General features: G+C 45.5%; 15 protein-coding genes and 1 tRNA gene. 10 read left to right on the forward strand and 6 right to left on the reverse strand.

Going from position 1 to position 19360, the window contains the following annotated elements; genetic code table 11:
• The first annotated feature begins 16 nt into the window (after window positions 1–16).
• On the forward strand, window positions 17–1702 hold the full coding sequence (locus C234_RS0102495; RefSeq protein ID WP_027324476.1) for a putative transporter: 1686 nt from the start codon (window positions 17–19) through the stop codon (window positions 1700–1702).
• A gap of 60 nt (window positions 1703–1762) precedes the next feature.
• On the opposite strand, the gene C234_RS0102500 is transcribed toward C234_RS0102495, so the two are convergent.
• Window positions 1763–1833 (reverse strand) — tRNA-Gln (locus tag C234_RS0102500).
• A 259-nt stretch (window positions 1834–2092) separates the two neighbouring features.
• On the opposite strand from C234_RS0102500, the gene rsfS reads away from it, so the two are divergent.
• From rsfS to C234_RS0102515, 3 genes are read left to right on the forward strand one after another with little or no spacing between them, the layout of a single operon-like run.
• Window positions 2093–2452, forward strand: coding sequence for a ribosome silencing factor (gene rsfS / locus C234_RS0102505; RefSeq protein WP_027324477.1), 360 nt, complete (start codon window positions 2093–2095; stop codon window positions 2450–2452).
• Window positions 2453–2461: 9 nt separating this feature from the next.
• Window positions 2462–4504: an ATP-dependent zinc metalloprotease FtsH gene (ftsH, locus tag C234_RS15750; RefSeq protein ID WP_034540683.1), complete on the forward strand. Its 2043-nt coding sequence runs from the start codon at window positions 2462–2464 to the stop codon at window positions 4502–4504.
• 20 nt (window positions 4505–4524) lie between these two features.
• A complete protein-coding gene (locus C234_RS0102515; protein WP_027324478.1) occupies window positions 4525–5364 on the forward strand; it encodes a phosphatidate cytidylyltransferase in 840 nt (279 codons plus the stop codon).
• Between the two features lie 92 nt (window positions 5365–5456).
• Here C234_RS0102515 and C234_RS0102520 read toward each other — a convergent pair whose 3' ends face one another.
• The 3 genes from C234_RS0102520 to surE form a co-directional block, all read right to left on the reverse strand.
• Window positions 5457–6209, reverse strand: coding sequence for a NigD1/NigD2 family lipoprotein (locus tag C234_RS0102520; RefSeq protein ID WP_027324479.1), 753 nt, complete (start codon window positions 6207–6209; stop codon window positions 5457–5459).
• A gap of 103 nt (window positions 6210–6312) precedes the next feature.
• Window positions 6313–7449, reverse strand: a complete 1137-nt coding sequence (lpxB, locus tag C234_RS0102525) for a lipid-A-disaccharide synthase (RefSeq protein ID WP_027324480.1) — start codon at window positions 7447–7449, stop codon at window positions 6313–6315.
• Window positions 7449–8228 (reverse strand): 5'/3'-nucleotidase SurE, encoded by a 780-nt coding sequence (gene surE / locus C234_RS0102530; RefSeq protein ID WP_027324481.1) that lies wholly within the window; start codon window positions 8226–8228, stop codon window positions 7449–7451. Before surE ends, lpxB begins: the two co-directional genes overlap by 1 nt.
• A gap of 520 nt (window positions 8229–8748) precedes the next feature.
• Here surE and C234_RS0102535 point away from each other — a divergent pair.
• The 5 genes from C234_RS0102535 (at window position 8749) to C234_RS0102555 (ending at window position 15001) form a co-directional block, all read left to right on the forward strand.
• A complete protein-coding gene (locus C234_RS0102535) occupies window positions 8749–9516 on the forward strand; it encodes a ParA family protein (protein WP_027324482.1) in 768 nt (255 codons plus the stop codon).
• A gap of 15 nt (window positions 9517–9531) precedes the next feature.
• The gene (locus C234_RS0102540; protein WP_027324483.1) at window positions 9532–10425 is read left to right on the forward strand and encodes a ParB/RepB/Spo0J family partition protein; all 894 of its coding nucleotides are present in this window, start codon (window positions 9532–9534) and stop codon (window positions 10423–10425) included.
• The gene (locus C234_RS0102545) at window positions 10422–11309 is read left to right on the forward strand and encodes a DUF5683 domain-containing protein (RefSeq protein ID WP_027324484.1); all 888 of its coding nucleotides are present in this window, start codon (window positions 10422–10424) and stop codon (window positions 11307–11309) included. Before C234_RS0102540 ends, C234_RS0102545 begins: the two co-directional genes overlap by 4 nt.
• Window positions 11310–11395: 86 nt before the next feature.
• On the forward strand, window positions 11396–12688 hold the full coding sequence (locus C234_RS0102550) for a lytic transglycosylase domain-containing protein (protein WP_027324485.1): 1293 nt from the start codon (window positions 11396–11398) through the stop codon (window positions 12686–12688).
• A gap of 72 nt (window positions 12689–12760) precedes the next feature.
• The gene (locus C234_RS0102555; RefSeq protein ID WP_027324486.1) at window positions 12761–15001 is read left to right on the forward strand and encodes a RelA/SpoT family protein; all 2241 of its coding nucleotides are present in this window, start codon (window positions 12761–12763) and stop codon (window positions 14999–15001) included.
• 20 nt (window positions 15002–15021) lie between these two features.
• Here C234_RS0102555 and C234_RS0102560 read toward each other — a convergent pair whose 3' ends face one another.
• Both C234_RS0102560 and C234_RS0102565 read right to left on the reverse strand, forming a co-directional pair.
• Complete coding sequence (locus C234_RS0102560) at window positions 15022–15363, reverse strand: MerR family transcriptional regulator (RefSeq protein ID WP_021647077.1); 342 nt, start codon at window positions 15361–15363, stop codon at window positions 15022–15024.
• A gap of 21 nt (window positions 15364–15384) precedes the next feature.
• Complete coding sequence (locus C234_RS0102565; protein WP_021647076.1) at window positions 15385–16353, reverse strand: M23 family metallopeptidase; 969 nt, start codon at window positions 16351–16353, stop codon at window positions 15385–15387.
• Window positions 16354–16462: 109 nt separating this feature from the next.
• Between C234_RS0102565 and alaS the strand changes: the two genes are divergently transcribed.
• Entirely contained in the window at window positions 16463–19081 is a 2619-nt protein-coding gene (gene alaS / locus C234_RS0102570) for an alanine--tRNA ligase (protein WP_027324487.1), read from the forward strand.
• The last annotated feature ends 279 nt before the right edge of the window (window positions 19082–19360 follow it).

Consider the following 19360-nt stretch of genomic DNA (forward strand, 5'->3'; position numbering starts at 1 on the left):
AAAGTGAAAAGACACAATGGAAGTTCTTAGAAATTTACTCGAAGGTTACCCCAACTTATGGGGAGGCGGAGTAGCCCACTCCGTTTTAATCTTATCGCTTGTGATTGCTTTCGGCATCATTTTGGGCAAAGTCAAACTATGGGGAGTGTCTCTTGGAGCTACTTGGATACTGTTTGTCGGCATCCTTTTCGGACATCTCAACATGAATCTGGACCCGCATCTTCTACATTTCATGAAAGAGTTCGGACTGATTCTTTTTGTTTATTCCATCGGTCTGCAAGTCGGTCCCGGTTTTTTCTCAGCTTTCAAAAAAGGCGGTTTAACGCTCAACATGCTTGCCATCATCGTTGTCGTGCTGGGAGTAGGAATTACGGTTGCCTTACATTTCATAACCGGGCTGCCTATTACCACCATGGTGGGAATCTTATCAGGAGCCGTAACCAATACACCCGGCCTGGGTGCTGCCCAACAAGCTTATAGCGACCTGAGCGGTATAGATGCGCCGGAAATCGCGTTGGGGTATGCCGTGAGTTATCCGCTGGGTGTAGTAGGCATCATCTTATCGCTTATTGTACTGAAATATTTCATGCGTATAAATACCGAAAAAGAAGAAAAACAAGCCGAAGAAGGATTGGGGCAACAACAGGATCTGACCGTACATCCTATTTCTATCGAAATACGCAATGAAGCCGTAAACGGACTGAGTGTAAAAGAACTTCACCCATTGCTGAACCGGAAATTTGTCATTTCCCGCATCAAATACCGTGAAGGAGGGGAAACAGAATTAGTGAACTCGGATACGACGCTGCACGTCGGGGATAAAATACTGATCATCTCCACTCCTGTGGACATTGAGGCAATCATTGTTTTCTTCGGAAAGGAGGTTACGATGGAATGGGGAAAACTGAATAAAGAACTGATTTCTCGTCGCATCCTGATCACCAAACCGGAACTGAACGGTAAAACTCTGGCTCAACTAAAGATTCGTAATAATTTCGGCGCCAGCATCACCCGGGTCAACCGATCGGGTGTAGACTTGGTAGCCACTCCTCAATTACAGTTACAAATGGGAGACCGCGTAACTATCGTCGGAACGGAACTTGCCGTCAGCCATACGGAGAAAGTGCTCGGTAACTCTCTGAAACGTCTGAATCATCCGAACCTGATTCCGATATTCATTGGTATTGCTTTGGGATGTATCCTCGGAAGTATTCCGTTTACCTTCCCCGGTATTCCGCAGCCGATGAAGTTAGGGCTGGCAGGCGGACCGCTCATCGTCTCGATTCTAATCAGCCGCTTCGGTCCGAAATATAAGTTAATCACCTATACCACCATGAGCGCCAATCTCATGTTGCGCGAAATTGGTATTTCGATTTTTCTTGCCTGTGTAGGCTTGGGAGCCGGAAAGGGGTTTGTGGAAACCATTATTAACGAGGGAGGATATACATGGATAGGGTATGGAGTCATCATTACCATCTTACCGCTGCTGATTGCAGGATTAGTGGGAAGATACTACTTTAAGCTGAACTACTTCACGCTGATCGGCGTACTTGCCGGAGCCACCACCGACCCACCCGCTCTCTCTTATTCGAACGACCTTACATCGACCGATGCTCCTGCAGTGGGCTATGCTACTGTCTACCCGCTTACCATGTTCTTGCGAGTGTTAACGGCGCAAATGCTCATTCTTTCGCTGGCTTAAAAAAAGGAAAAGAAAGCACAAAAAACGCGGAGATTCTTGAAATCTCCGCGTTTTTTATTGTTGGGCTACCTGGACTCGAACCAGGAATGACAGGACCAGAATCTGTAGTGTTACCATTACACCATAGCCCAATGATCAGGTTTGCGGGTGCAAAGATACAAATATTTTGCAAAATCAAACTCTTTCGGAGCTTTTTTTTGCAAAAATCATAGTAAACCCTTTGATAGATATAAAAGCACATCACTAAAAAACACAAAAATCGAGAGATAACTTTCTTGTATCCAATAAATCACCGTATATTTGCCGCCAATATACGTTTCTCAAACAGAAACAAAGGATAAGCATTATTTGTTATAAGACATACATAATCACTAATTTCAAATTGAAAGAATGAACGAAACCCAAGTTTTAATTGAAAAAATAACAGAAGGAATTCAAGAAAAAAGAGGTAAAAACATCGTTATAGCTGATTTAAGCCATATAGAAGATACTATTTGCAGTTATTTCATCATTTGCGAGGGGAACTCTCCCAGCCAAGTGGACGCCATTGTAGACTCCATTAAAGAATTCGCTCGAAAAGGAGCAAAAATCAAGCCTTTCTCCATCGATGGGCTACGGAATGCCGAATGGGTGGCCATGGATTATGCAGATGTACTGGTACATGTTTTTCTTCCGGAAACAAGAGTCTTTTACAACCTCGAAAACCTTTGGGCAGATGCCAAACTCACTACAATACCCAATATAGATTAAAGTATCATTATGGATAATAATACAAATAATAAAAAAAGACCCAACAACAAAGTAAATATGCCTAAGTTCAATTTGAACTGGATGTATATGATTATTGCCTTGATGCTTTTGGCATTGTGGTGGGGAAGCAATTCAGGAAGTGGAGGTAGCAAATATGTTTCGTACAGCGAACTGCAAAAATACATATCCAGTGGCTACATCAGCAAGGTGTTGGGCTATGAAGACAAATCAATCGAGGCATACATCAAACCGAACGCAGTAGGAGCCGTATTCGGCAACGACTCGAACAGAGTAGGCCGCAATCCGATGATTACAAGTAGAGCGCCGTCAACCGACAAACTGGAGGACTTTCTGCTAGCGGAAAAAGAAGCCGGACATTTCGACGGTTCATCAGAATACTTACCCAAGTCGGATTTATTCCCTGCCATCCTTGTACAGATACTTCCGCTGGTTTTGCTCATCGCCTTATGGGTATTCTTTATGCGACGCATGAGCGGAGGAGGAAGCGGTGGACCCGGCGGAGTGTTCAACGTCGGTAAATCGAAAGCGCAACTCTTTGAAAAAGGAGGCTCCATAAAAGTCACATTTAAAGATGTGGCGGGATTGGCAGAAGCCAAACAAGAGGTGGAAGAAATCGTAGAATTCTTGAAACAACCTCAAAAATATACCGAATTGGGAGGTAAGATTCCTAAAGGAGCTCTATTGGTAGGCCCTCCGGGAACAGGTAAGACTTTGCTTGCAAAAGCCGTGGCCGGAGAAGCGAATGTACCATTCTTTTCTCTCGCAGGATCGGACTTTGTAGAAATGTTCGTAGGCGTAGGCGCTTCACGTGTGCGCGACTTGTTTAAACAAGCCAAAGAAAAAGCTCCGTGTATTGTGTTTATCGACGAGATTGACGCCGTAGGACGCGCACGTGGTAAAAACCCGGCAATGGGAGGAAACGACGAACGCGAAAACACACTAAATCAGTTGCTCACAGAAATGGATGGTTTCGGCTCCAACACAGGCGTCATTATCCTTGCCGCAACTAACCGTGTAGATGTTTTGGACAAGGCATTGCTCCGCGCAGGCCGGTTCGACCGACAGATACATGTGGACTTGCCTGACCTGAATGAGCGTAAAGAAGTATTCGGAGTACATTTACGCCCTATCAAGATAGACGATACCGTGGATGTGGACTTGTTGGCACGCCAAACACCGGGGTTCTCGGGTGCCGACATTGCCAACGTCTGCAACGAAGCTGCTTTGATTGCTGCGCGCCATGGAAAGAAATTCGTAGGCAAACAAGACTTTCTAGATGCGGTAGACCGTATTATCGGCGGTCTGGAAAAGAAAACCAAAATAACGACTGAAGCAGAGCGGCGCTCCATCGCCCTACACGAAGCCGGGCACGCCACGATTTCCTGGCTGCTCGAATATGCCAATCCCTTGATTAAAGTGACAATCGTGCCCCGAGGGCGTGCATTAGGAGCCGCCTGGTATCTGCCGGAAGAACGTCAGATCACAACGAAAGAACAGATGCTCGACGAAATGTGCGCCACTTTGGGAGGACGTGCTGCTGAAGACTTGTTTATCGGACGGATATCGACAGGCGCAATGAACGACTTGGAACGGGTAACCAAACAAGCGTACGGCATGATTGCCTACCTCGGCATGAGCGAGCGATTGCCTAACTTATGCTATTATACCAATGAAGAGTATTCTTTCAATCGTCCTTACAGTGAAAAAACCGCAGAACTCATTGACGAAGAAGTCAAGAGAATGGTTAACGAGCAGTACGAAAGAGCCAAGAAAATTCTCTCCGAACATAAAGAAGGGCATAATGAGCTTACTCAAATATTGATTGACAAGGAAGTTATTTTCGCGGAAGATGTGGAACGTATATTCGGTAAACGACCATGGGCTTCACGCTCCGAAGAAATCATGGCTGCGAAAGCCAGTCAGGAAGCAGCCAAAGCAGAGAGGAAACTGGCTGAACAGCTAAAAGAGAAAGAGTTGCAAGATAAAAAAGGCGAGAGCTCTGAAGAAGAGAGGACAACTGAACCACAATAATTCTAAAAAAACAGAAAGTTTTGAACAGCAATTTCATCAAACGGGCTACTACCGGAATACTTTTTGTAGCCATTCTGGTCGGATCGATTCTTTACGCGCCGATCAGTTTCGGAATACTTTTCGTAGCAATCAGCGCGCTAAGTATTTATGAGTTCGGACAAATCATAAACCGGACGGGGGAAGTAAGCATGAATAAAACCATTGCCATGTTGGGAGGAGCTTATCTTTTTCTGGCAGTAATGGGATTCTGCATCAATGCGGCCGATTCTAAGATTTTTATTCCTTATATAATCCTGTTGCTGTATATAATGATTAGCGAGTTGTATCTGAAAAAAAAGAATCCGGTACTCAATTGGGCGTACGCACTGTTCAGCCAACTTTATATCGGTTTGCCTTTCGCTCTACTGAATGTATTGGCATTCCACAACGATGCGGAATATGATACAGTGAGTTATAACCCAATTTTACCTCTTTCCGTTTTTATCTTTCTTTGGCTGAGCGATACCGGTGCCTATTGCGTGGGATCGCTTATCGGAAAGCACAAGCTATTCGAACGCATCTCGCCGAAAAAGTCGTGGGAGGGTTCGATAGGGGGAGGAATACTCGCAATAGCATCCTCTTTTGTTCCGGCTCATTTCTTCCCGTTCATTTCAACTTTGGAATGGATAGGGTTAGCCCTTATCGTTGTTGTATTCGGCACGTGGGGCGATTTAACAGAATCATTACTCAAACGTCAACTCCAAATCAAAGATTCCGGCACAATTCTTCCGGGGCATGGAGGAATGCTCGACCGATTCGACAGCGCGTTGATGGCCATACCAGCGGCAGTCGTATATCTCTATGCGTTGACCTGGTCGTAAAAATACAAACAAAAAAAATAAGAATGTGCCGGAGCTGTTTTTAAACTCACCGCTATTTTTCATTAATAATAATGGTGATTTTTTAAGAAAGCCTACTCCAACATAGAAGCGGTATGCCCCTCTTTCTCTTCCTTAGGCATTTCGGCATCATGTTTAATATCAAGAACTATTTCCTTTTTTCCACTTGTTTTCAGATTAACGAGTACTTTAAATCCTTTCAGTTTTTCAGCTGCTAACTCATTCTCAGGATAAAAATCTTTCAGACTAAAAGACACCCTTCCCCGCCCTTGAAGATTTGTCACATCCTCATAAGTATTGTAACGCAACTGCAGGTGAATGTACCCGTCTTCTGAGGGCTCTGCTACTTTTTTATCCTGCACAAGGCTGATGCGATGTTTCTTTTTACTGGGCAGATCTTGAATGAAAACAAGATTCAAATGCTTGCCTCCAAGCCATATACCACCTTTGATAATAGCAATCGGGTCATCGCCGAAAGCTTCTTCGTTTTCTTCAGTCAGTTCTTCTACTCCTTTAGTAAGCAGTTCGTAAATTCCTTCCATTTTTACTTGAACGCCTTTTTTATCTTTCATATCACCCAGCGGATTAAAGAAAGAGATTACCCGTTGTCCATTTACCGGTCTATACCATGGTATGGAAGTAGCTACCGGATAAATAATACCCCAGCTGTCTCCTTCCAAATAATAACCACCACCGCCGGTGGTCTTCACGGTTGCCCAATCCGCACCAATATCTCCCAAAGAATATCCGTCGTCGTCATCGCACGACTGCCATACCGGTGTCAGCACAAGCAGTAACATTCCCAAAATAAATTTCATCCTTTTCATATCTATACTCCTTTCTTTTATAGTCTTCTTATACTCTTCTGCTTTATAAATAAAAAAGCCGGTCATTTACTGCACCGACTAATATATTATTCAAAAAAAGAAGTTACTTTTTCAGCAAGTCCGACATGACACGAGCTGCATTTTGAGGTGCTCCGGGAGGTCCCAACCGCTGAGACATATATCCGTATCCGGCAAACATACGCTCTCTATACACACTATCTTTCAGAAGAAAATGAAGCTCATTTCGCATATTTTCCACAGTCATGCTGTCGGCCACAAGCTCTTTAACAACCTCATGTCCGGCGATGAGATTGACCAACGAAATAAACTTTACTTTCAATATATACCTACGCAAGAAAGAAATAACCTTACCGATGGGAGTATGATAGCAAACAGCCTGCGGAACACGGAACAAAGCGGCTTCCAATGTAGCGGTTCCCGAAGTAACGAGAGCCGCTTCGGCATGATGGAGCAACCGATAAGTTTGACCGAACACAACTTTTACTTTTGCCTTACCAATGTATCGGGCATAATAATCCGGGGATATGCCTGGTGCTCCAGCCAAAACCACCTGATAATCGGGGAAAGCGGACGCAGCTTCCAACATATCCGGAAGATTATCTTTAATCTCCTGCTTACGGCTTCCCGCCAGCAAGGCGATCACAGGTTTCTCCTCCAGTCCGTTCTCAGAGATGAAAGCATTCATATCCTTCGGATTCTCACGCCGGTAAGCCGACACTTCATCGACCGTCGGGTTTCCTACATAATGAATGGGATATTGATGCTTCTCCCGAAAGAATTCCTCTTCGAAAGGGAGGATGGAAAAAAGCTCGTCCACATCGCGCTTGATGTTCTTAATGCGGTACTCTTTCCAAGCCCATATTTTCGGAGAGATATAATAATAAACCGGAATCCGGGTTTTGGCACGAACAAACTTGGCGATATTGAGATTGAAACCCGGATAATCGACCAGAATCACGACATCGGGCTGCCAAGCTACAATGTCCTCCTTGCACTGTTTCATGTTTGCAAAGATAGCCGGCAGATGAAGCAACACGGGAATGAATCCCATGTATGCCATTTCTTTATAATGCTTTACCATCGTACCACCTTCGGCTGCCATCAAATCGCCTCCGAAAAAGCGGAATTCCGCCTCCCGATCTACGTTTTTCAAAGCTGCCATCAGATGAGCCGCATGCAAATCGCCCGAGGCCTCACCGACAATCAAATAGTACTTCATCAGATTCCGGCTTGGCGGCAATATCCGCGTAATTCATCCATAAAACCGTATGCCGTAAGATCTACCGTAGTAGGAGTAATGGCAGCGTAACCGTTGGTCAGCGCCCAATGGTCGTTCTTCTCATTCTCCGGCTCATGATCGGCAAACTCTCCGGTCAGCCAGAAATAGTTCGCGTCGTTTCTCCGCGGACAAGCCTCCCATTCGTGTATCCATCGCCCTTTCGACTGTTCGCATATTTTCACTCCTTTAATTTCAGGAGTATCAGGGAAATTCACATTCAGGCAAGTCAAAGGCGGAAGTCCTTTCTCCAATACCATTTCCGCAATTTTGCGAACATAAGGTGCGGCAGCATCGAAGTCAGCGTCAATATCATGACTGCACAAAGAAAAGCCTATAGACGGAATACCATTCAGGCAACCTTCAATAACCACACCCATTGTACCCGAATAATGCACGTTGGTTGCAGAGTTATCTCCATGGTTAATCCCACCTACAATTAAGTCAGGTTCACGGTCGAGCACCAGATGTTTCGCTAGTTTTACGCAATCGGTAGGAGTGCCCGAACATTTATATATCGACAGCCCTACGTCCTTCCGCACCAAAGAATAATGCACCGGTGTTGTTGACGTGACCGCAGTTGAATTACCCGACCGGGGCCTGTCGGGCGCCATTACCACAATCTCGCCCAAAGGGCGCAAAAAACGGATCAATTCATTCAATCCTTTTGCCATAATACCGTCATCGTTAGAAATCAGAATCAACGGTCGTTTATTTTCCATATCTTTTTTCCTATCTTTAATATGTGCCGGACAAAAATAAGAAAAAGAACTTGCATTGCCAACCGAATACCGGGTTATCACACAAAGGGCGACTTATCCCTCACTTGAAAGTCAACTATCTGTCCGAGTATAGTCATCACTCGAACGCTAACTAACTTCATGCCCATCTATAACATAGCTATCGGACTCGTCCTTCTTTTAGAGAAACCGGGCAAAAGGCAACTACTTAAAAAAAGTGTTTAGGAAGATAGATATTTTTCTTTGCAAAAACAGGGTGTTCTATGAAATCTTAATGTTCTGCAAGTGAGTTGAAAAAAACAATAGAAATCCAATAAATATATATATATTTGCGGGCTTAGAAAAAGTTAAAAGATAGATTCACTGTAGTTTCACAGCTTTTGCGGAAGAAGCAGTTATTAACAAAACAGGTGACTTATCAACAAAAAATACAAAGTTTCTATTTTTTCGTAGGCACTCTGAAGATTTATCGCTTATTTCGCCATCAATAAAATGATAGAATATGGGAAAAATTATAGCTTTGGCCAATCAAAAGGGGGGAGTAGGCAAAACAACGACTACCATCAATCTCGCAGCCTCGCTTGCAACCCTTGAAAAAAAAGTACTCGTAGTAGACGCCGACCCGCAGGCAAATGCATCTTCCGGATTGGGAGTGGACATCAAGCAGTCGGAGTGTACTATCTACGAATGCCTCATAGATAAAGCCGATGTAAAAGACGCCATTCACGATACCGAAATCGAATCTTTGAAAGTCATCTCCTCACATATCAATCTAGTAGGAGCGGAAATTGAAATGCTCAATCTGGAAAACCGTGAAAAGATACTGAAAGAGATACTTACTCCGTTGAAAGAGGAATATGATTTTATTCTGATCGATTGTTCGCCTTCTTTGGGCCTGATCACCATCAACGCTCTGACAGCCGCCGATTCGGTAATTATCCCCGTACAGGCGGAGTATTTCGCACTGGAAGGAATCAGCAAACTGCTGAATACGATCAAGATTATCAAATCGAAATTAAATCCGACACTCGAGATCGAAGGCTTTCTACTGACGATGTACGACTCCCGATTGCGACAGGCCAATCAAATCTACGATGAGGTGAAACGGCATTTCCAAGAGTTGGTGTTCAACACTGTGATCCAACGGAATGTGAAACTTAGTGAAGCTCCCAGCTACGGAATCCCGACCATCCTTTACGATGCAGACTCCACCGGTGCCAAAAACCATCTGGCGCTGGCCAAAGAGCTAATCAACAGGAACAAACAATAAAAAATTGAAGAAGAAATGACAGCACAAAGAAGAAATGCATTGGGACGCGGACTGGACGCATTGCTCTCTATGGACGAGGTAAAAACCGAAGGTTCTTCTTCCATCAACGAGATAGAGCTGGCAAAAATCATCGTCAATCCCAATCAACCCCGTCGAGAATTCGACCCCGCCGCATTGCAAGAGTTGGCGGACTCCATCAAAGAAATCGGCATCATACAGCCGATAACTTTACGCAAACTCTCGGAAAACGAATACCAGATTATCGCCGGTGAACGCCGCTTCCGGGCTTCGCAAAAAGCCGGTCTGAAAACGATTCCCGCATACATCCGTACAGCCGATGATGAGAATATGATGGAAATGGCGCTGATCGAAAACATTCAGCGCGAGGACCTGAATGCCGTAGAAATCGCACTTGCCTACCAGCACCTGCTGGAACAATACGAACTTACTCAAGAAAGATTGAGCGAACGCGTCGGCAAAAACCGCACCACAATAGCCAATTACCTTCGCCTTCTCAAATTGCCGGCTCCCATACAGATGGCGTTGCAAAACAAGCTGATAGACATGGGGCATGCCCGTGCATTGCTCTCATTGGGCGACCCGAAACTTCAGGTTCAACTGTTCGAAGAAATACAAACCCACGGATATTCCGTACGCAAGGTTGAAGAGATTGTTAAATCACTCAGCGAAGGAGAAGCCGTAAAAAGCGGGACACGGAAAATTACACCGAAGCGAGGTAAGTTGCCCGAAGGGTTCAACCTCCTGAAACAACAGCTTTCAGGCTTTTTCAACACCAAGGTACAACTCACCTGTTCCGACAAAGGAAAAGGAAAAATCAGCATTCCTTTTGCTAACGAAGAAGAACTCGAACGTATCATGGAAATCTTCGATACGCTAAAGAATAAATGATCAGATACAAAAAAACACATCAATCGGTTATCACTGCACTGCTTTTCTGCATGTTACAGCTGTCCGGGACCGGTGCGCATGCACAGGCTCCCGTAGCTCCCGCACAAAAAGACAGCACCATACTAGGGAGAGAACTCCCCAAAGCCCGTGCCCGCAGAGACCGTTCGCCGGACGCAGAAAAAGATTCACTGGCAAAAGACAGTTTAATAAAGGTATTAAAACCGATAAGAACTACAGTGCTCGATTCCATATCATTCGACAGCACCTCGATAGCCAAAGCCCAAATAGCCGACAGTCTGGATATCATCAACCGGAAGGGACTGAAGAAGATAGAACAACCGGCCGCTGTTACGCTAAAAGACAGCCTCTCCGCCATACCCGGCATTAACAAAGAGATGTTTATGCCGAACCCAGGAAAGGCCACCTGGCTGGCTGTTGTCTTCCCGGGCGGAGGACAAATCTATAATCGTAAATATTGGAAACTCCCCATCATATACGGAGGTTTTGCAGGATGTGCCTACGCCCTCAGCTGGAACAACAAAATGTATAAAGATTATTCGCAAGCTTATTTGGATATTATGGACAAAAACCCGAACACCAAAAGCTATGAGGATCTCCTTCCTCCCAACGCTTCCTATAACGTAGAACAACTCACCAATACGCTTAAGCGCAGAAAAGACATGTTCCGACGCTACAGAGACCTCAGCATTTTTGCGTTTATCGGAGTTTACGTCATTTCTATCATCGATGCTTATGTAGATGCCGAACTGTCGAATTTCGACATAACTCCCGACTTAAGCATGCGCCTGGAGCCTGCGGTTCTCTGCGATCAATTTAATTCAGGACGAAAATCGGTGGGAATGCAATGTGTATTGCGATTCTGAGAAAGAGGTTGAAATAATTCGATTTACGCGACCTACCCTCAAAATCAAAAAACTAATAAACAAATGACTCAACCAATTATTGAAGAATGAAAAAACTTATAATTTATTATCCAATCATATTTCTTTTCCTGACAGTAGCATTACGTGCGGAAGCTCAAAGCGTAGATGTCGTCATTCGTGAAAACGGAACGGTGCGTAGAGAAAGCATTGATCTGCCTAAAAGCATGACTTACCCGCTCGACAGCTTGCTAACCGACTGGAAAGCCAAAAATTACATTGATTTAGGAAAAGATTGCAACACCGCCGAAATCAATCCGTACTTTACCGACTCGGTTTATATCGACCGTTTGTCACGCATCCCCGCCATCATGGAAATGCCTTACAACGAGATTGTTCGCAAGTTTATCGACCTCTATGCCGGACGACTTCGCAACCAAGTGGCCTTTATGTTGAGCGCATGTAATTTCTATATGCCCATCTTCGAGGAAGCGCTCGATGCTTACGGACTTCCTTTGGAACTCAAATATCTCCCGATCATCGAGTCGGCGCTCAACCCTTCCGCAGTATCACGGGCAGGCGCTTCAGGGCTTTGGCAGTTCATGATAGGTACAGGAAAAATCTACGGACTTGAATCCAACAGCTTGGTAGACGAACGCCGCGACCCGATAAAAGCGACTTGGGCGGCAGCCCGCTATTTAAAAGAGATGCATGCCATTTACGGTGATTGGAACCTGGTTATCGCTGCCTACAACTGCGGTCCCGGGACCATTAATAAAGCTATCCGACGGGCCGGAGGCGAAACCGATTATTGGAAAATATACAATCTGTTGCCTCGGGAAACCAGGGGATATGTGCCTGCTTTCATTGCCGCCAACTATGTAATGACGTATTATTGCGACCACAATATTTGCCCGATGGAAACCAATATCCCGGCAAATACGGATACCGTGCAAATAAACAAAAACCTGCATTTCATGCAAATAGCAGAGCTCTGCAATGTTCCACTGGATGAAATCAAAAGCTTGAATCCACAATACAAAAAACAAATCATCCCCGGTGATCATAAGCCTTATACCTTACGGCTCCCAATTCATGCAATCAGCTCTTTTATCGACAGACAAGACACAATTTACGCACATCGTTCGGAAGAACTTTTCCACAACCGGAAAGTGATTGAAATGAAAGACGACACTCCGAGCGCGCGCAGAACCGGTAAGAGCCGAGGAAGCGGGAATGTCACATACTATAAAATCAGAAAAGGAGACACGTTATCCTCCATTGCAAGCAAATACAATGTACGCGTAAAAGATCTCCAGCGATGGAATGGATTGTCCAAAACTCAAATCTCGGCAGGAAAGCAACTCAAAATATACAAATAAAAAGCTTTTTGCTTGCATCATTCGGGATTTTGGCTATTTTTGCAAAGCTAAGCAAGTGAAAGAACAACAACTATGGATAACTTACCCCCAAAAGAAATGACCGATGAAGAGATGATCGAACAGGAGTTTCAAAAACTGCTGACCGATTATCTCGGCACAAAACACCGTAAAAGAATTGAAATCATCACCAAAGCGTTCAATTTTGCCAATCAAGCGCATAAAGGCATCAAACGGCGCTCCGGTGAACCTTATATTCTGCATCCGATAGCGGTTGCGAAAATAGTGTGCAATGAAATCGGACTGGGGTCGACCTCTATCTGTGCCGCTCTGTTGCACGACGTCGTAGAAGATACCGATTACACGGTAGAAGATATTGAAAACATTTTCGGTCCCAAAATAGCCCAGATTGTAGACGGGTTAACCAAAATATCTGGCGGTATCTTCGGCGATCACGCTTCGGCACAAGCCGAAAACTTCAAGAAACTGTTGCTTACCATGTCGAGCGACATCCGGGTAATCCTCATTAAAATAGCCGACCGCTTGCATAATATGCGGACTTTGGGATCCATGTTGCCAAACAAGCAATACAAAATAGCCGGTGAAACGCTCTATATCTACGCTCCCTTAGCCAACCGGCTGGGATTATATAAGATAAAAACAGAACTTGAAAACCTCAGCTTCAAATATGAACATCCGGAAGAGTATGTCGAGATTGAAGAAAAGCTGAATGCTACGGCTGCGGAACGCGACAAAGTATTCAACGAATTCACAAGCCCTATCCGTACACAATTGGATAAGATGGGACTGAAATACCGACTAATAGCGCGCGTCAAATCCATCTATTCCATATGGAACAAGATGCAAACCAAGCATATACCTTTCGAAGAAATATACGATCTGCTTGCTGTTCGCATCATTTTCGAACCGCGCAATCAGGAAGAAGAACTGAACGATTGCTTCGATATTTACGTGACTATCTCCAAAATATACAAGCCGCATCCCGATCGGTTGCGCGATTGGGTAAGCCATCCCAAAGCCAACGGATATCAAGCTCTGCACGTCACCCTCATGGGAAACAACGGCCAATGGATCGAAGTGCAGATACGCAGCGAACGAATGAATGACGTAGCCGAACAAGGATTTGCCGCTCACTGGAAGTACAAAGAAGGAGGAGGCAGCGAAGACGAAGGAGAATTGGAGAAATGGCTTAAAACTGTCAAAGAAATATTAGACGACCCTCAGCCGGATGCTATCGACTTTTTGGATACTATCAAGCTCAATCTGTTTGCTTCGGAGATATTTGTATTTACCCCGAAAGGTGAACTGAAAACCATGCCTCAAAACTCCACCGCTCTCGATTTCGCATTTTCGTTGCATACCGATATCGGAAGCCATTGCATTGGAGCCAAAGTCAATCATAAATTAGTACCGATCAGCCATAAGCTGCAAAGCGGCGATCAGGTAGAAATACTTACATCCAAATCGCAACGGGTACAGCCTCAATGGGAACTGTTTGCCACTACAGCCCGCGCCCGCACGAAAATAGCCGCCATTCTTCGAAAAGAGCAAAAAGCCAATCAGAAGAAAGGAGAAAAATTACTGAATGAGTTCTTGCAGAAAGAAGAAATCCGCCTTGAAGACAGTGTAATCGAGAAATTATGCCGATTACACAGATGCAAAGACTCAGAAGAATTGCTTGCAGCAATCGGGAGTGAAAATATTGTACTGGGAGAAGCAGACAGAAATGAACTGAAGGAAAAGCAATCAAGCAGTTGGAAAAAGTATCTTACTTTCTCTTTTGGAAATAGCAAAGAGAAGCCGGAAGAGAAAAAAACAACCGAAATAGAAAAAATCAATCTGAAGCAAATACTGAAATTGACAGAAGAAAGCCTTCAGAAGACATACATCATGGCCGAATGTTGTCATCCTATCCCCGGTGACGACGTACTGGGATATATCGACGAGAAAAACCGTATTATCATTCACAAACGCCAATGCCCGGTGGCGGCAAAGTTGAAAAGCAGCTATGGAAACCGTATATTGGCAACCGAATGGGATACTCACAAAGAGCTTTCATTCTTGGTATACATATATATCAAAGGAATAGACAGCGTAGGACTTCTGAACGATATCACCCAAGTAATTTCCAAACAGATGAATGTGAATATGCGTAAACTGAACATCGAAACCAACGACGGTATCTTCGAAGGTAAAATACAGCTATGGGTACATGATGTGGAAGATGTGCGCTCGGTGTGCAACAACCTCCGAAAGATTAAGAACATCAAGCAAGTCAGCCGGATAGAAGAATAAGCCAAGCAACCAGACAAAGCTTATCTTTCGTCCAGCTCCTTTTTAATAGCCAAAAGTTCTTCTTTAACAGCTTTCAGGCGAGAGATTATTTCGTAATTACGCGCAGCGCCTTCTTTATTATCTTTCAATTTCTGGCGGGCACCCGTAAGCGTCATCCCTTTTTCTTTCACCAAATGGTAAATAAGACCGATTGTCTCTACGTCCTCTTTCCGGTACTGCCTTACGCCTCTTCCTGCCGTTTTGGGAGAAATCTGAGGAAACTCCTTTTCCCAAAAACGAAGCAGCGATTGATTCACGCCGAACATTTGAGCCACTTCAGCGATGGAATAGTACAGTTTCAAGTCTTTATCGGTATTTAGCATATTCCTCTTGTTTCCTTATAATTAATCGAACACTTTTCCATGATTGGCGGCAAGCTGAACCATCCTGTCATAATCTTCCGCGCTCAAATCCATGAAGTAATAGTTGATCGGGTTTACTACCTGCCCCTTTACATGCACCTCGTAATGCAAATGAGGACCGGTGCTCTTGCCCGTACTCCCTACCCCTCCTATCACTTCTCCCCGTACCACCTTCTTACCCAATTTCGTGCGAAAATCTCTCAAATGCGCATACCACGTCTGATATCCGAAACCATGATCTATCACGATGGTATTTCCGTATCCGGTCTCCCACCCCATCTTCACCACTGTTCCGTTGCCGGTTGCATACACGTCCGTTCCGGGAGAAGCGGAGAAGTCCATGCCGGAATGGAATTTCGCCGTTCCATAAATAGGGTCGATCCGAGTACCGTATCCAGAGGCTGTCTGGCGAAGATCCTTATTCGAAATAGGCTGAATGGCAGGCATACATTTCAGCATCTCACCGTGGTTTTTACACATTTCTACCACATCATCGAAAGATTTGGATTGAATGTAGAGTTGCTTGGAAAGCACATCCAGCTTCTGAGTGGTGTTGACCACCAGTCCGGCATTAGCCATATCCATCAGCTCTTCATAACGGTTCGTACCGCCATATCCTGCCTGTCGGATAGCCGGAGCTATCGGATCGGCCTGCATTATGACGCGGTAGAGGTTATCGTCGCGTTGCTGAATGTCGCGGAGTACTTCCTCCGCATCATCCAATCGTCGCGAAAGCACATTGTACTGTGCCAGAAGTCGGCTGTTCTCTATCCGCAACTCCTTCTCCGAAGGAGAACCGAACAGCAGCAGAAGGAGAAGAAAGCTACCCGCTCCCAGCCCCATACCCACAAAAAGCCTGCGCAGAATACTGAGCCCCCGCTGTCTTACAGTGGGATAGATCCGGTCATAAGTCTGTGTTCGTGGGTTATAGATGTAGTAAACTTTGCGCATCTTTTTGGAAATATTTCACTCGTTAATACGACAAAAGTAATAAAAACAAGCTATCTTTGCATCGTTTTTTTGAGAATATTAACCTCAACAATAGATATATAAAGAAAGTATGTTGACTGCAAAAGAAATCAGAGATTCGTTTAAGAGTTTCTTCGAGTCGAAAGGACACCACATTGTCCCCTCGGCTCCAATGGTAATAAAAGATGACCCCACCCTGATGTTTACCAACGCAGGGATGAATCAATTTAAAGATATCATTCTGGGTAACCAGCCCGCCAAATACCACAGAGTGGCCGACTCTCAGAAATGCCTGCGTGTAAGCGGAAAGCACAACGACTTGGAAGAAGTAGGTCATGACACTTACCATCACACCATGTTCGAGATGCTGGGCAACTGGTCGTTCGGCGACTACTTCAAGAAAGAAGCCATCGAATGGGCATGGGAGTATCTGGTAGACGTGCTGAAACTCGACCCGGCAAACCTGTATGCCACAGTCTTCGAAGGAAGCCCGGAAGAGGGACTGAGCCGCGACGACGAGGCTTCTTCGTATTGGGAACAATTTCTGCCGAAAGATCATATCATCAACGGCAACAAGCACGATAATTTTTGGGAAATGGGAGACACGGGACCTTGCGGACCATGTTCGGAAATCCATATTGACCTGCGCCCCGCCGAAGAACGAGCCCAAGTTTCAGGACGCGATTTAGTGAACAAAGATCACCCGCAAGTGATCGAGATATGGAATCTCGTATTCATGCAATACAACCGCAAGGCCGACGGAAGCCTCGAACCGCTTCCGGCCAAAGTAATCGACACGGGGATGGGCTTCGAGCGTCTTTGCATGGCACTGCAGGGCAAGACTTCCAACTATGATACCGACGTATTCCAGCCTATGATCAAGGCCATTGCCTCTATCGCCGGAACCGAATACGGAAAAGACAAGCAAAAGGACGTAGCTATGCGCGTCATTGCCGACCATATCCGCACTATTGCTTTCTCTATCACCGATGGGCAATTGCCGTCGAACGCGAAGGCCGGTTATGTAATTCGCCGCATTCTTCGCCGGGCAGTGCGCTACGGATACACGTTTCTCGACCAGAAGCAGGCTTTCATGTACCGCTTGCTGCCGGTGCTGATCGACAACATGGGAGATGCTTATCCGGAACTGATGGCACAGAAAACGCTGATCGAAAAAGTGATCAAGGAAGAAGAAGAATCGTTCCTCCACACGTTGGAGACGGGAATCCGCCTGCTCGACAAAACAGCGGAAGAGGCTCAAGCTGCCGGCAAGAAAGAAATCAGCGGCAAAGACGCCTTTACGTTGTATGACACTTTCGGCTTTCCGCTCGACCTCACCGAATTGATTCTCCGCGAAAAAGGAATGACTATCAATATCGAAGAATTCAATACGGAGATGGAGCAACAGAAAGCGCGTGCCCGGAATGCAGCTGCTGTGGAAACCGGAGACTGGATTACACTGAAAGAAGGAACGAGCGAATTCGTAGGTTACGACTATACCGAATACGAAGCGTCTATCCTGCGCTACCGTCAGGTGAAACAAAAGAATCAGACGTTGTACCAGATCGTGCTCGACTATACCCCGTTCTATGCCGAAAGCGGAGGACAGGTAGGCGATACCGGAGTATTAGTGAACGAATTCGAAACCATTGAAGTCATCGACACGAAGAAAGAGAACAACCTGCCGATACATATCGTGAAGAAAATGCCCGAACATCCGGGAGCTCCGATGATGGCATGCGTAGATACCGACAAGCGCGCGGCCTGTGCCGCCAATCACTCGGCTACCCACTTAATCGACGCGGCTCTGCGTGAAGTGCTGGGCGAACACATCGAGCAAAAAGGCTCGTTGGTTACGCCTGACTCTCTGCGTTTCGACTTCTCTCACTTCCAGAAAGTGACGGACGAAGAAATCCGCAAAGTGGAGCAATTGGTCAACGCCCGCATCCGTGCCAACATACCTTTGCAGGAGTATCGCGACTTGCCTATCGAAGAAGCCAAAGAGATGGGAGCCATCGCACTCTTCGGAGAGAAGTACGGCGATAAGGTGCGCGTCATCCGTTTCGGCTCTTCCATCGAATTCTGCGGAGGTACGCACGTTGCCGCCACCGGAAGCATCGGAATGCTGAAAATCGTTTCCGAAAGTTCGATTGCGGCAGGAGTACGTCGTATCGAAGCTTATACCGGAGCTCGTGTGGAAGAGATGCTAAACAATATTCAAGATACCTTCAGCGAACTGAAAGCGTTGTTCAACAACGCTCCCGACCTGAAAGGAGCTATCCGCAAATATCTCGACGAGAACGCCGGACTGAAGAAACAGGTAGAAGACTTCATGAAAGAAAAAGAAGCCGCTCTGAAAGAGAGACTTCTGCAAAACGTACAGGAGAAGAACGGTGTGAAAGTGATTAAGTTCTGCGCTCCGATACCTGCCGAGATGGTGAAAAACATCGCTTTCCAACTTCGCGGGGAGATAACCGAGAACCTCTTCTTCGTAGCCGGAAGCAAAGAGAACGACAAACCCATGCTGACGGTTATGATCAGCGACAATCTGGTAGCAGGAGGGCTGAAAGCCGGCAATCTGGTGAAAGAGGCAGCCAAACTGATTCAGGGAGGTGGAGGCGGACAGCCTCACTTCGCCACAGCCGGAGGAAAGAACCCCGATGGATTGAACGCTGCCGTTGAGAAAGTATTGGAGCTGGCGGAAATCTAACCGGAGAGGTTTGCAAATACGACACATTCAAGATGAAAAAGGAGAAAGCCCGACAAAAGCTTCTTCCGCAAAATCGCCCCTGCTGCAAGAAATTGTGGCAGGGGCGATTCTTATGTTTGAGACACGTCAGTTTATTACCTTTTCAATATATTGTAATTCAGACATTTACACACCCACCCGGACAGCTATATTAAGTTGCCTTGGTAGCCATATATACTCACCGCGGTAGCCATATATACTCATGAGGGTAGATATATATGCTCATCAGAGCGAGTATAT

It is taken from the genome of Bacteroides pyogenes DSM 20611 = JCM 6294, assembly GCF_000428105.1.
GTDB classification, from domain to species: Bacteria; Bacteroidota; Bacteroidia; order Bacteroidales; family Bacteroidaceae; genus Bacteroides; species Bacteroides pyogenes.